Raw genomic sequence first — 14,369 nt, forward strand, 5'->3', positions numbered from 1 at the left:
TACATATCTTAATAATATATGCAAGAAAAGATCATTATTCTCGACTTCGGTTCACAAACCACACAGCTCATAGCCCGTCGCGTTCGCGAACTGAATACTTATTGCGAGATTGTGCCTTACAACAAATTTCCACACAATGATCCGTCCGTAATCGGCGTTATCCTTTCGGGAAGCCCCTTCTCTGTTTATGATGAAAGCGCCTTTAAAGTCGATTTGAGTGACATTCGCGGAAAGTATCCTATTTTGGGTATCTGCTATGGTGCACAGTTCATGTCTTATACGAACGGTGGAAAAGTAGAACCGGCCGGCACACGTGAATACGGACGTGCGCACCTTTCCACTTTCGACCAAGAAAACCCACTATTGAGGAACGTTCGTGAGCACTCACAAGTATGGATGAGCCACGGAGATACCATCACCGCCATTCCGGAGAATTTCAAAATTATCGCTTCAACAGATAAAGTAGCCATCGCTGCTTATCAAATAAAGGAAGAGAAAGTATGGGGAGTACAGTTCCACCCGGAAGTGTTCCACAGCGAAGACGGAACCCAGCTCCTGAAAAATTTTGTAGTCAACATTTGCGGAGGGAAACAGGACTGGAGTGCTGCCTCCTTCATTGAAACGACTGTAGCCGAACTGAAAGCGCAACTGGGAAATGACAAAGTAGTATTGGGGCTGAGTGGCGGAGTAGACTCATCCGTAGCAGCCGTATTACTAAATAAAGCGATAGGCAAGAATCTTACCTGCATTTTTGTAGATCACGGCATGCTGCGTAAGAACGAATTCAAAAATGTACTTCATGATTATGAATGTCTCGGACTGAATGTAATCGGAGTAGATGCCAGCCAAAAATTCTTCAGCGAACTGGCAGGTGTGGAAGAACCTGAAAAAAAGCGTAAGATTATCGGCAAAGGTTTTATTGACGTATTCGATGAAGAAGCTCATAAGATTAAAGATGTGAAATGGCTGGCACAAGGCACCATTTATCCTGACTGTATCGAGTCATTAAGCATCACCGGCACTGTAATCAAAAGTCATCACAACGTAGGTGGACTACCTGAAAAAATGAATTTGAAACTATGCGAGCCTCTGCGTCTGCTATTCAAGGATGAAGTACGCCACGTAGGTCGTGAACTAGGTATGCCGGAACATCTGATTACACGCCATCCATTCCCCGGACCAGGACTTGCGGTACGTATTTTAGGTGATATCACTCCCGAGAAAGTACGTATTCTGCAAGACGCCGATGATATCTATATCCAAGGATTGAGAGACTGGAAAGTGAAAGATTCGGATGGAAACGAAACATCCCTTTACCATCAAGTATGGCAGGCAGGCGTAATCTTGCTACCCGTACAAAGTGTGGGAGTAATGGGAGACGAACGTACATACGAACGTGCCGTTGCCCTGCGTGCCGTAACTAGTACGGATGCCATGACCGCCGACTGGGCTCATCTTCCTTATGAATTTATGGCTAAGGTTTCAAACGACATCATCAATAAGGTAAAAGGCGTAAACCGCGTATGCTATGACATCTCGTCCAAACCGCCTGCCACAATTGAGTGGGAATAATAGACAACCAACTAATAACTTAAAAACAACATAACGGAATGAAACAAGATATGATTGTTATCTTGGATTTGGGAAGTACCGAAAACACCGTGCTTGCCAGAGCCATTCGTGCTTTGGGTGTATATAGTGAAATTTACCCGCACGATATCACAGCCGCCGAGCTGAAAGCATTGCCCAATGTAAAGGGTGTCATTATCAATGGTGGCCCAAACCATGTGATTGACGGAGTGGATATTGACGTGCTTCCCGAGATTTACAAAGCAGGAGTTCCCGTAATGGCTGCCGGTCATGACAAAGCATGCTGCGAAGTGAAGCTCCCCCAACTGACGGATGATGTGGAAGCAATAAAGAATGCAGTGCAATCGTTTGTTTTTGATACTTGCAAGGCAGAGGCCAACTGGAATATGACAAACTTTGTCAATGACCAAATTGAATTGATCCGCCGCCAAGTAGGCGATAAGAAAGTTTTATTGGCGCTTTCCGGAGGTGTGGACAGTTCTGTAGTAGCAGCCCTGTTGCTAAAAGCCATCGGCAATAATTTGGTATGTGTACATGTGAACCATGGATTAATGCGCAAAGGTGAATCGGAAGCAGTGATTGAAGTTTTTAAAAATCAGTTGAACGCTAATTTAATTTACGTGGATGCTACAGACCGATTCCTGAGTAAACTAGAAAATGTAGCTGATCCGGAGCAGAAACGCAAGATTATCGGTGGTGAATTTATTCGTGTGTTCGAAGAAGAAGCCCGTAAGCTAAATGGAATCGACTTTTTGGGACAAGGTACAATTTATCCTGATATCGTAGAAAGTGGTACTAAAACAGCCAAAATGGTAAAATCCCATCACAATGTAGGTGGCTTACCCGAGGATTTACAGTTTGAATTAGTAGAACCTTTACGCCAGTTGTTCAAAGACGAAGTCCGTGCCTGCGGAGTGGAACTTGGTTTACCATACGATATGGTCTACCGTCAGCCGTTCCCCGGTCCTGGTTTGGGAGTGCGCTGTTTGGGGGCTATCACTCGTGACCGCCTGGAAACTGTTCGCGAATCGGACGCCATCTTGCGTGAAGAATTCCAACTGGCAGGCTTGGACAAGAAAGTATGGCAATATTTCACCGTAGTACCCGATTTCAAATCAGTAGGCGTGCGTGACAATGCCCGTTCATTTGACTGGCCTGTTATTATCCGAGCTGTCAACACCGTAGATGCTATGACAGCTACTATCGAACCGATAGACTGGTCCATTCTGATGAAAATTACCGACCGTATTCTAAAAGAAGTAAAGAATGTGAACCGCGTATGCTATGACCTGTCGCCCAAACCAAATGCTACCATTGAGTGGGAATAAGAAATGTATTTCAAACCATGTAAGATCCCGAAACTAAAAGTTTCGGGATCCTTTTTATATTCAGGCTCTTCACTTTGCCCAAAATGACACTAGGGCAAGAACCATAAAGCTTTTCGCTTCTTTTAATTTCTTCCGGTTCAATATTTGCATCCAAAGAATCAAAGCTCTATAATCTCCTCATTACAAATGGTCAGTTTGCCGACCCCGTTTTCTGTAACTACCCAAGAATTTTCAATGCCGACCGGTCCTACTCCCGGCAATACGATTTTAGGTTCAAGGGCAAACACCATTCCTTCCTCCAACTCCCTCCGAATACGCGGAGCCAACACTGGTGCCTCATTGATCTCCAACCCGATGCCGTGCCCTATAAAACGTGCCTGCTGGGACACCCCCATAAAACGATCGGCAAATCCAGCTTTCGTCACGATCTCAATGGCCGCATTATAAAGATCCTCGCATACCACACCAGGCGCTGTCATAGAAGCAACCTTATCCTGTACTTCAAGACAAACTTGATGAGCTGCATAAGCCTCATCATTTAATTTTCCAATGGAGAACACACGACTCATATCACACATATATCCGTAAAAGTTTCCCCCTATATCCACCATTACACTATACCCCTCTTTCAACAAAGTTCCATTCATTCCTCCGGGCAAAGACGGGTCCAATCCCTTACCACCTAAGGCAAAATCATAAGGCGAAGGAGTAGCTGCATTATCTCCGGCCAACACACTTCCCATAAATATCTCCATACTCTGACCAAATACTCTGAATATTCCCAGACAACCTTCCAGTCGCATCAGGCGTTCCACCTCAACAGATAGTTCACGATCAGTCATCCCCGGATGGTATACATCGGGAATCTTACTATATGCCCGAGCATGTAAAGCAGCCGACCGACGAAAAAGTTCAATCTCCAACGGAGTCTTTACGCTACGCGCTTCACGAATAATAGCAGTTCCATCCACTACCTCCGATCCAGGAAAAAGAGATGCAAGACGCATATAGTCCGCATAAGGCAGTTCCCCACCTTCCAACATTATCTTTGAAGCTACAGGTATACCATTTTCTTTTAACAAGTCCACCATCTGCTCGGGTTTACGGATAGGGAATACAAATTCTCCCACAATATTATTAGGACGTTTCACAAAGAGAAGCGCCGGTGAATGAAGCGGTAAAAAAAGATAGCCGTTCACTATCTCACCATACGTATAAAGCAAATTTACATTACAAGCTATCAGGGCTGCATCAATACCTTGTTGGGCCATCAAATAGCGTATTTTATCTCGACGAAATTTCAATTCGGGTTGTAACATAAGTAATATTATCTGATTATTTAAAATACTGAGTACAAAAATAACAGATTTCAGTCAGTATAAAGGATAGTAGTTCCAAAAAAGAGAAAGGATATATTAAAACTCACTAATTTTGGATGATTGGTTTGAAAACAGTGTTCAATTATATTAAATTTGCAAACGAATTAATAAACAAAATATTTTTCATGTTCAACGGTATCAAGAAATATGTGGTAAGAATAGTATGTGTAATTATGTTATTACTCGTACAATTTGATGTATGCGCTCCACTAATTGATGCCAATCTGGCTATGGTAGAAACGATGGAACAGCCCACCCTGCCTTCTGACAACAATGAAGAAAGCGGAGGAGAAGAGACTTATTATTTCATGTCGGGACGTGCACAACTACCGAACAGTCGTTTTTTACCCTGTACTATTGACATGATTATCAATCTTTTTGCTATTCCCCAAGTTCCGGTACAGAGTTATACACCTGTTAGTGAAAATCTGGGAAAAGTGGTACATCATCACATTATCTTTTGTGTATACCGCATTTAATATGTCACATTAAAGTATCTTCATACATATTGGTCTTGTATTCTGAGAAATCTGAATGCAAGCCGAATCTTTTATTTACTCAAACTCAATTATTAATCTTTTTAAATTGTATTCGTAATTTCATGAAGAGTAATTTTCAGAAAATTGCGGTCCTGTGTACATGTACAGGATTGCTATGCTCTTGTGGTCAATCGGACAACAAGCAGGAACATCACAAAGAATTCATTCCCATCACCATTCTTCACCCCACAACCATTGAGTTTCCACGCTCGTATGTAGCTGATGTGCAAGCTATACAGTTTGTAGAAATTAAGCCCAAAGTGGAAGGTTTTGTTCAAAAAATATATGTAGACGAAGGACAAAAAGTCAAAAAAGGACAGCCCCTATTCCAACTTAGTTCCGACCAATATAGCGAAACGGTAAAAGAGGCGCAAGCCAATTACAAACAAGCACAGGCACAATATGAAATGGCAAATTATGAAGCCGAGAGAATAGGCCGGCTGGTTGACAAACAAATCTTATCAAAAATCCGACTCGACCAAGCCAATAAAGAAAAAGAAGTGGCCCAAATGAAAGTGGAACAGGCAAAAGCACAAATGCAACGTTCACAGATGGATTATTCTTACACCACTATCACTGCCCCTTTTGACGGCTACATAGACCGTATTCCCTATAAGACGGGAAGTCTGGTAAATCCGCAAAGCTTACTGACTACCGTAAGTGATATTTCCGAGATCTTTGCTTACTATAAAGTGAATGAAAGCGAGTATCTGGAATACAAGCGCCAACAACTTAGCGGACAAAAACAACACGAAGAAAATAATGTGGAACTGATTTTGCCAGACGGTTCCATCTACTCCCACAAAGGCACGTTGGAAACAGTAGAAGGTGATTTTGAACGAGGAACCGGCTCCATCGCCTTCCGTGTTCGTTTTCCGAACCCGGACGGACTGCTGAAACATGGAGTGACCGGAAAAGTGCGTATGATGACTCAAATGGACAACATCTGTCTAGTTCCCCAGAAATCAACATTCGAAATTCAAGATTTCACCTATGTGTATACCGTTGATAGTACCAGTGTAGTAAAAGTACGCAGTTTTCAACCGCTGGAACGCTATAATAATTACTACGTGACACAAGATTTCACTCCTAATACTGCCATCGTATACGAGGGAGTGCAAATGATGAAAGACGGCATTACCATCAAGACCGATACCATTGATATGGAAGCAATCAGAAAAGAAGTTGAATTAAAACAACCTATCGTAAAATAAAACGGACAGTTTATGTTTAAGCTATTTATAAAAAGACCGATACTTTCAGGAGTAATCTCCGTCATTATCGTCTGCTTGGGCGTGCTGTCTATCTTGACACTGCCCATCACTCAATTTCCCGATATCGTACCCCCATCTGTAACGGTAACCGCCCGATACACTGGGGCTAGTGCCGATGTGATGTCTAAAACAGTCGCCACCCCGTTAGAGCGTGCCATCAACGGAGTACCCGGCATGACCTACATGACCACTGTTTGTACCAACGACGGTATGTCCCTCACTACTATCTATTTTAAAGTGGGAACCGATCCAGACGTAGCTGCCGTAAATGTACAGAACCGTGTGACTACCGTGCTAGACGAATTGCCTGAAGAGGTAATCCGTGCCGGAGTTATTACAGAAAAAGAAGTAAACAGTATGTTGATGTACTTGAACATCATGAGTACGGACAGTGCACATACCGAAAAGTTTGTTTATAACTTTGCCGATATCAATATTTTGCGCGAATTAAAACGTATTGACGGTGTAGGCTTGGTAGAAATCATGGGTAGCCGTGATTATGCCATGCGTGTATGGTTGAATCCTAACCGGCTGGCCGCCTACAACATGGTACCTCAAGATGTAACTGAAGCCATCCGTAATCAAAATATAGAAGCAGCACCCGGCAAGACAGGTATCAGTTCAGACAAATTACCCCAACAACTGCAATATGTACTACAATATACCGGAAAGTTCAGCACAGCAGAAGAATATGGAGAGATCGTATTGAAAGCTCTTCCCGATGGTTCACTGCTACGTCTGAAAGACGTTGCCACTATCGAATTCGATTCTGAAGATTATAACATGACTTCTATGACCGACGGAAGACCATCGGCATCTATTATGATCAAACAACGCCCCGGTTCCAATGCAAGGGAAGTCATCCAAAATATTAAAACAAAAATGGCAGAAATCAAGGAAAGCAGTTTTGCGCCTGGCATGGATTACAATATCTCCTATGACGTATCACGCTTTCTTGACGCCTCCATACAATCAGTGCTGAAGACACTGCTCGAAGCATTCATACTGGTATTTATTGTGGTATATATATTTTTACAAGACTTCCGTTCCACCTTAATTCCTGCTATCGCCGTACCAGTTTCATTGGTCGGTACATTTTTCTTTATGGAGATGCTGGGCTTTTCCATAAATATGTTGACCTTATTCGCCCTTGTGCTTGCAATAGGTATTGTAGTAGACAATGCAATAGTCGTCGTGGAGGCTGTCCATGTAAAGATGCATCATGAGAAACTCTCTCCTTATAAAGCATCTGTAGCAGCTATTAATGAAATCGGTGGAGCCATTATCGCCATCACGCTAGTCATGTCGGCAGTCTTTGTTCCGGTGGGCTTCATGCAGGGAACAGTAGGTATTTTCTATCGGCAATTCTCATTGACACTGGCGGTAGCCATTGTTATCTCAGGAGTAAACGCATTGACTCTCTCGCCTGCCCTATGTGCTTTGTTACTGAAACCCGCTGATGGAAAAAAGAAGAAAAAAGCAGGATGGCTACGTCGTTTCTTTATTTTCTTCAACCGTCGGTACGACCGCTTTGAAAAGAAATACAATATCGGATTACACAAGTATTTGAGCCGGAAAATAATCACTTATGCCACACTGATTATTTTCTTCCTTGCCACTTTCGGCATGAGTCAAGTACTTCCTTCAGGCTTTATTCCCAATGAAGACCAAGGTATGATTTATGTTAATGTAGATGCGCCTCCGGGAGCAACATTGGAACGTAGCGAAAAAGCCTTGAACGCTGTACAAGCTGCACTGCTTCCTTTCAAAGAAATTGAAAGCATCTCCACATTAGCAGGTTATAGTTTGATGACTGAAACGGAAGGCGCCAATTTCGGTATGGGTATGATTAATCTCACCCCGTGGAGTGAACGCGATCAAACAGCAGCCGAACTTATAGAGATATACAAAGACCGTACCTCACATATCAAAGATGCGGATATTCAGTTCTTCCTGCCTCCTACAGTTCCGGGATTCGGTAATGCCAGCGGCTTCGAACTTCGTTTACAAGATAAAACAGCAGGCAGCTTTGCAGAATTCGCCGATGTTGCCAATACATTAGTAGAAAAGCTGAATGAAGATCCGCGCATTGTGGGAGCAACCTCAGGATTCAATCCTAATTTTCCACAATATCTGCTGAAAGTGGATATTGCTAAAGCAGCTAAATTAGGAGTAAATTTAAATGAATCCATGGAAACACTCCAATCCTATATCGGCAGTTTCTACTCATCCAACTTTATTCGTTTCGGACAAATGTATAAGGTGATGTTACAGGCTTCTCCAGAGTATCGTATGAATCCTGAAGATCTGTATAAGTTCTATGCCAAGAACAAGGACGGAAATATGGTACCCTACTCTAACTTTATGACGATGGACCGTATATTCGGTCCTAACCAGATTACACGCTACAATATGTTTACCTCGGCCCTGATTACAGGTGAACCTGCCGAAGGAGTCAGTTCAGGAGAGGTTATCGAAGCCGTGGAACAAATTGCCAAAGAAACATTACCTCGCGGTTATGATATAGAATGGTCAGGGGTTACTCGTGAAGAAAAAGACTCGGGTGGACAAACTGTTTTTATTTTCGGTATCTGCCTGCTATTTGTTTATTTGTTGCTGGCAGCACAATACGAGAGTTTATTACTGCCTTTCCCCGTCATACTTTCATTGCCGGCAGGTATCTTCGGTTCTTATTTTTTCCTGCAACTGGCAGGCTTGGAGAATAATATTTATGCCCAAGTAGCTTTAGTGATGCTGATTGGTCTGCTAGGTAAAAATGCCATTCTTATTGTGGAAATGGCCAATCAGTACCGCAAGCAGGGAATGAGCATTTTTGATGCTGCCGTTAGAGGTTCCGTAAGCCGTCTGCGTCCCATCCTGATGACCTCCTTTGCATTTATATGCGGACTCATTCCGTTGGTAATGGCAAGCGGAGCCGGTGCTTTGGGCAACCGTTCCATCGGAACAGCCGCCGCCGGAGGTATGTTTATCGGTACATTTGTAGGAATCTTCCTTGTACCTGGACTTTACCTTATTTTCGAGAGTTGGTCTGCACATCTTAACCGTAATAAAGTCAGCTATGATGAAGAAGATGAAAAATAACAATATAAACAAAACAGGTTTAATAATGGGGGCTTTCTGTCTGATTATGGTAAGTTGCAAAGCCCCTTCCCTTACTCCGACAGAAAAGATAGAGTTACCCGAGTTCTATATGGATAGGGAAACGGACAGCACCACTATCTCTTCCTTGTCATGGAAAACATTTTTTCCAGATACGTTATTGCAAAGTTATATAGCCGAAGCGTTAAATAATAATCACACATTCCTTCAAACTATAGAACGGATATCCGTTGCCCGTTCACAAGTTCGAGTAGGAAAAGGAGCGCTGCTGCCCGATCTTTCATTAGGCATTGATGGTGGAGTACAACGTTTTGGCGAGTACACTATGGACGGAGTTGGTAACAGCACCACCAACACTCCCGATTTAGAAAAAGACAAACATATTCCAGATCCCTATCGGAATTTCAATCTAGGACTTAATTTTCAATGGGAAGCTGACATATGGGGTAAGCTAACCGATAAAAAACGATCGGCCGTATCCCGCTGGATGCAGTCTGTAGAAGCTATGCGTCTGGCACGTACTTTATTGATATCAGAAGTAGGTACACACTATTTTGAATTAATAGGACTGGACAAACAGCGGTATGTACTACGCGAAGCCATCCTAACAGCCAGAGATGCTTATAATTTAACCAATGAACTGATGAAAGAAGGTGAAGTAACCCGACTTTCTGTAGACCAATTCCGGTCACGACGCCTTAAATTGGAAGAAATGCTGCTTGCAAACGAACAGCAAATAAGTGAAAAGGAACGTGCCATCGCCACCTTATTAGGACGACTGCCTTTCAAGGTGAAACGAGTGTCATTTGAAACAGCATGTAGTTATGAGTTTCCCACAGATGCAGGGATCCCGTCACAACTTTTGCAATATCGCCCGGATATAAAGGCTGCCGAACTGGAATTATTAGCTAGTAAATCCGACGTATCTGCAGCGCGAAAAGCTTTCTTCCCATCCATCGTGATTGGAGGAAACGGAGGTTTTAACGCATTTGATCTGGATAAATGGTTTACAGCTCCTGCATCCCTGGTTTACAATCTCGGCGCAGGTATCACAGCACCTATATTCAAACAAAATACTATACGTGCATTATGGAATGATGCGAAAAGCCAGCAACGCATCGCTTTGTTAGGATATCACGAAACGGTATTAAAAGCCTATGAAGAAGTATTAAACCTCATTACTGCATCATCCCAAATGCACCAGCGCAAAGAGTTGAAAGAAGAAGAAAGCCGTATCCATCATCGATCTATTTATAATGCAAATGAAATGTTTAAAGTAGGATTCGCAGGCTATCTGGATGTACTGTCGGCCGATGAACGTTTCCTGGATTGTGAATTGGAACGTATCGCTCTGAATGTGGAATCTTGTAAACTGCATATCATGCTTTACCGCGCTTTAGGAGGTGGAAGCAATTAGTTAATATACTTATATTTTTTGATTTGTTTGGTTTAGGAACCGTCCCCGACAAGCGTGTCGTCAGGACGGTTCCTTTTTACTACCAATTCAGGAAATATCAGACCTCTTGAGCAAAGAAACAATCCACAACAAAAATATAGCTCCCACAATAGAGGTTACAAGACTGCCCATAATACCTGTTGCTGCAATACCAAACAAACTGAATACCCAGCCGCCCAGAACACCGCCAACAATACCAACCAATAAATTAATAAAGAGACCGAACCCCCCTCCCCTCATCAACTTACCGGCAACAAAACCAGCAATAATTCCGATAATAATGTACCAAATAAAATACATACGCTTTGTTTTTTAGAGTTTATAATTAATCATCTTACTGATAAAAACAGCTATTCTGTATAAAAAGTTGCCTGAATAAATCTTTTTTTACTTCATTGATAAAATTATTCAGGATGCATTTTCCCTTTTTTCGATCTTCTTTTTCCGGCTTCAGCATTTTCTTTCCCAGCTGCTCTCCCTTCCATCTTTACTTTTGTCGCAAACTTAAAAGACAAAACATGAAGATTAACGTACATTCCATGCCATTATTAAGCCTTGCCGCACTACTTTCTTCCTGTGCTGCCGAAAGCAATGATAAGTCACCAAAGCAAACAATTTGTTTACCATAAAAGTACCTTTAGCATATGAATAAACTAAACGCAATCATTATAGAAGATGATTTTTTATGGAGCCGGCCTTTTCTGGTCTCTTCAAGTAACGGACATTGCCTATTTCTATTCTGAAAACAAAATAACCTTTGCCGTCACCCAAAAAGGACAAGAACACATAATCAACCTGTCTCTGAATAAACAAATGGAGCAGTTAGCCTCCGAACAGTTCTTTCGCGCCAACCGTTAGATTATTATCAGCATTGCTTCCATAGACCGTGCCGAACCTTATTTTAATGGCAAGATAGTAATCAGTGTCCTTCCTCCTTACAAAGTCCAAATCACCATCAGTGAAGAAAAACTTTCTTCATTCAAACTTTGGCTTAATTGGCATTAATATACGATCTTACACCAAATAAATCTTGATAACTTTTGGTTATAAATACCATAATTATTTTGGTGCTAAGATAAAAATAAAATGCCATACTACATTAAATATTTAGTTATAAATTGTAAATACTCGGTTCTCATAACTTTAGAGAACCGAGTATATTTCATTAATGCTTTATACATTTAATCTTAAATTCTTCACTGCCAATTTTCATATTTAGTGTACATGAATTTGAATTAAGTTCGATAATATCATACCGTACATACTCTTCACCTTCAATATAGCAAATGATAGTATTCCCAGAAATTTTGTAAGTACCAGATCCGTTTCCGAAATACCCTCTTCCATTATAAGTGCCATCAGAATTAAATGTAGCATAAGTCCGTCTTGGTATAGATGTCCATCCTCCGCCAAATTCTATTTGGGTCAGTTCCCATGTGCCAATAATAGCATCTTTGTATTCACTATCATCATCATCGGAACATCCAATAAATGATATCATTAAGATAGTGATCAGTAAAAATAATGTTTTCTTCATTGTTCCTTATTTTAAAATATGTAACCTAATTTCATTTGAATACTTCCCATTGTATATCCAAATCCATATTCTGAATTTCGTTGCATATTATAACCTACTTGTAGTGTACAATGGCTTAATTTAACTCCAACGGAAGGCGTACAGATAAACCCAGCCATTCCATCTACTCCTTTTGTTAATCCTATCCCAACACCTAAATCTAAAGAAAAGAAAGGGCTGACCGTTTCAGTAGCTGGTAAATATCCCTTCATATTCAAAAACAGAGGCAATACAAGTTCACCTTTACCCTTCTCGTAAAGTTCGTGATAATAATCCAATCCTACTCCTACACCTGTAGAGAAATATTTACTAATGTCAACACCTTGTATCGTGTGTATATTTACGCGATTAGTAGCAAATGTACCTATACCAACAGAATACCCAGCATTAACTTCACCGTGATATTTTACTAATGATTGCGCATTTAGTGTAAATGCAGTAACAATCATAATAACCAATAATGTAATTTTCTTCATAAATAATATATTTATATAATTTGATTACAAAAATATATATTATTTAAAGAAGCGAATTAAATCGAAGTTATTTTTACATAATGTTAACTATTTAGATGGGATAGTAGAAAAAAAGAGATGTTGCGACATCTCTTAATATCATTTGTTATATGCAATGTTATAGACCATTTTTTCTTGCTTTTTTGCTCTTTTCCTTTGCTTCTTGAAAAATAAGATCAATCATATCCTCAAATTCCTTAGGCATATTTTGTGAAATTATGTTTCCTTCTCCATCTTTCACAACATATTTACCTTTCTTTTCTGTTTTTGGTTTTTCCTCTTTATTATCCATATTCTCCTATGCAGCATATATATATTGCAAATATAAATGAAATCTATCAGAATCGCTAAGTTTTCTAGTATTAAATCGAAAAATATATTCATCGACATACTTCTGCATATATTTTCTGCTTACATGATAGTATGTTCCGAAAATTGTTCTCTTCAAGTGGGACCAAGCATTTTCAATACCATTATTGCATACCATTATCATGGCATCCGTTTCATCAAATTCAAAATATCCATATAGTCTTGCGGAATGGTTGACTGAACGTATTATGTAATCATCTGTTATCCCTGAGTATTCTAATCCGTCAGTATATATAACACTCCCTTTCTTTATGTATTTCTTAATAATCGGAAGAAGATGTTCCATATCTGTCCTTTCTACTACCTTAGCTATTAATTTGCCGTTTCTTTGAAGAATACCAAATACTGGAACCTTATCTTTATAGCTCCTTCCTTGACATTTTTCTACTTTCTTATTCTTATGTCTGTTTTTGTTCTTTCCACCAATATAAGATTCATCTATTTCGCATCCCCATATTACTGCTGCAAAATCTTCTGGGGAAGATTCGTTTTGTCTTTTGGTCAATTCCCTTAGCTTATTCATCATGTACCATGCCGTTTTCTGTGTCACACCTAAATCTCTAGCAGCTTGATGAGAGGAAAGGCTTCTTTTATGTTTAGTATAGATGAAAATAAGATACAGCCACTTAATCAAAGGAATTTTTGATTTGGCAAAGATAGTGTTGGTTTTTACAGTAAAATACTTCCCTGTGTTTTTACAGCGATATTTATGGCCTTTACATTTATAAACCGTAGAAGTAGAGTCGAAAGGGGATATGATTCTGTCTTTCCATCTCTTCTTCTCAAGATATTGTATGCAAGAGTCTTCATTTGGAAAAACCTGCATAAACTCCAAAAAGCTGTTTATTGTTGCCATAATGCAGCATTTTTATATCATACCGCAATATAGAAAAATAAATAGAATTATGCAAATAATTATAAATAAAAATCACACCTAATTGATATTATACCTAATTTTATCAATTAAAGCGGAGAGATAGATGATGTTGTTCATATTATTTATTGACCATTAAAGAAATTATCGCAATGAAGCGATAATATAAATTTATATATATTATGAGTTATTTTTTTGTGAATTAAGCATTAAGATAAAAGTTCCTCTTAATGCTGTTGGTGTCATCATTAGAAGTGATGGCACTCAAATTGAAATGAAATGTAAAGATATATACAAATATCTGAATCATTTTATTTAACAAAATCTTCTCTCCGCTTTTTAAAATAAC

12 protein-coding genes and 1 pseudogene are annotated in these 14,369 nt (G+C 40.1%); 7 read left to right on the forward strand and 6 right to left on the reverse strand.

Features of this window, described 5'->3' with window-relative positions:
* Positions 1–18: 18 nt before the first annotated feature.
* Both guaA (AB5935_RS21480) and guaA (AB5935_RS21485) read left to right on the forward strand, forming a co-directional pair.
* On the forward strand, positions 19–1,572 hold the full coding sequence (gene guaA / locus AB5935_RS21480; protein WP_007833629.1) for a glutamine-hydrolyzing GMP synthase: 1,554 nt from the start codon (positions 19–21) through the stop codon (positions 1,570–1,572).
* A 38-nt stretch (positions 1,573–1,610) separates the two neighbouring features.
* Positions 1,611–2,918, forward strand: a complete 1,308-nt coding sequence (gene guaA, locus AB5935_RS21485; RefSeq protein ID WP_008656028.1) for a glutamine-hydrolyzing GMP synthase — start codon at positions 1,611–1,613, stop codon at positions 2,916–2,918.
* Between the two features lie 158 nt (positions 2,919–3,076).
* Here the strand turns inward: guaA (AB5935_RS21485) and AB5935_RS21490 are convergent, their stop codons facing one another.
* Positions 3,077–4,237 carry a M24 family metallopeptidase gene (locus AB5935_RS21490; protein ID WP_007833625.1) on the reverse strand — a complete coding sequence of 387 codons (1,161 nt, stop codon included), beginning with the start codon at positions 4,235–4,237 and terminating at the stop codon, positions 3,077–3,079.
* A 233-nt stretch (positions 4,238–4,470) separates the two neighbouring features.
* Between AB5935_RS21490 and AB5935_RS21495 the strand changes: the two genes are divergently transcribed.
* The 4 genes from AB5935_RS21495 (at position 4,471) to AB5935_RS21510 (ending at position 10,647) form a co-directional block, all read left to right on the forward strand.
* On the forward strand, positions 4,471–4,776 hold the full coding sequence (locus tag AB5935_RS21495) for a hypothetical protein (RefSeq protein WP_227191462.1): 306 nt from the start codon (positions 4,471–4,473) through the stop codon (positions 4,774–4,776).
* 122 nt (positions 4,777–4,898) lie between these two features.
* Positions 4,899–6,050 carry an efflux RND transporter periplasmic adaptor subunit gene (locus tag AB5935_RS21500; RefSeq protein WP_007833621.1) on the forward strand — a complete coding sequence of 384 codons (1,152 nt, stop codon included), beginning with the start codon at positions 4,899–4,901 and terminating at the stop codon, positions 6,048–6,050.
* A gap of 12 nt (positions 6,051–6,062) precedes the next feature.
* Positions 6,063–9,212, forward strand: coding sequence for an efflux RND transporter permease subunit (locus AB5935_RS21505; protein ID WP_007844487.1), 3,150 nt, complete (start codon positions 6,063–6,065; stop codon positions 9,210–9,212).
* Positions 9,190–10,647, forward strand: a complete 1,458-nt coding sequence (locus tag AB5935_RS21510) for an efflux transporter outer membrane subunit (RefSeq protein ID WP_007833617.1) — start codon at positions 9,190–9,192, stop codon at positions 10,645–10,647. The genes AB5935_RS21505 and AB5935_RS21510 overlap by 23 nt, the downstream gene beginning before the upstream one ends.
* Positions 10,648–10,734: 87 nt before the next feature.
* Here AB5935_RS21510 and AB5935_RS21515 read toward each other — a convergent pair whose 3' ends face one another.
* Positions 10,735–10,986 carry a GlsB/YeaQ/YmgE family stress response membrane protein gene (locus AB5935_RS21515; protein ID WP_007833616.1) on the reverse strand — a complete coding sequence of 84 codons (252 nt, stop codon included), beginning with the start codon at positions 10,984–10,986 and terminating at the stop codon, positions 10,735–10,737.
* A 393-nt stretch (positions 10,987–11,379) separates the two neighbouring features.
* Here AB5935_RS21515 and AB5935_RS21520 point away from each other — a divergent pair.
* Positions 11,380–11,691: pseudogene (locus AB5935_RS21520) on the forward strand (LytTR family transcriptional regulator DNA-binding domain-containing protein); the annotation flags it as partial.
* A gap of 160 nt (positions 11,692–11,851) precedes the next feature.
* Here the strand turns inward: AB5935_RS21520 and AB5935_RS21525 are convergent.
* From AB5935_RS21525 to AB5935_RS21540, 4 genes are all read right to left on the reverse strand, one after another.
* Positions 11,852–12,223 (reverse strand): lipocalin family protein, encoded by a 372-nt coding sequence (locus AB5935_RS21525; RefSeq protein WP_087388216.1) that lies wholly within the window; start codon positions 12,221–12,223, stop codon positions 11,852–11,854.
* An 11-nt stretch (positions 12,224–12,234) separates the two neighbouring features.
* Positions 12,235–12,738: a hypothetical protein gene (locus tag AB5935_RS21530; RefSeq protein ID WP_007845349.1), complete on the reverse strand. Its 504-nt coding sequence runs from the start codon at positions 12,736–12,738 to the stop codon at positions 12,235–12,237.
* Positions 12,739–12,895: 157 nt separating this feature from the next.
* Positions 12,896–13,069 (reverse strand): hypothetical protein, encoded by a 174-nt coding sequence (locus AB5935_RS21535; RefSeq protein ID WP_007845350.1) that lies wholly within the window; start codon positions 13,067–13,069, stop codon positions 12,896–12,898.
* Between the two features lie 6 nt (positions 13,070–13,075).
* The gene (locus AB5935_RS21540) at positions 13,076–14,002 is read right to left on the reverse strand and encodes an IS1595 family transposase (protein WP_368327560.1); all 927 of its coding nucleotides are present in this window, start codon (positions 14,000–14,002) and stop codon (positions 13,076–13,078) included.
* Positions 14,003–14,369: the final 367 nt, after the last annotated feature.

Origin of the sequence: Phocaeicola sp. RTP21198st1_B8_RTP21198_201120 (assembly GCF_040929485.1) — a bacterium.
GTDB lineage: Bacteria > Bacteroidota > Bacteroidia > Bacteroidales > Bacteroidaceae > Phocaeicola > Phocaeicola dorei.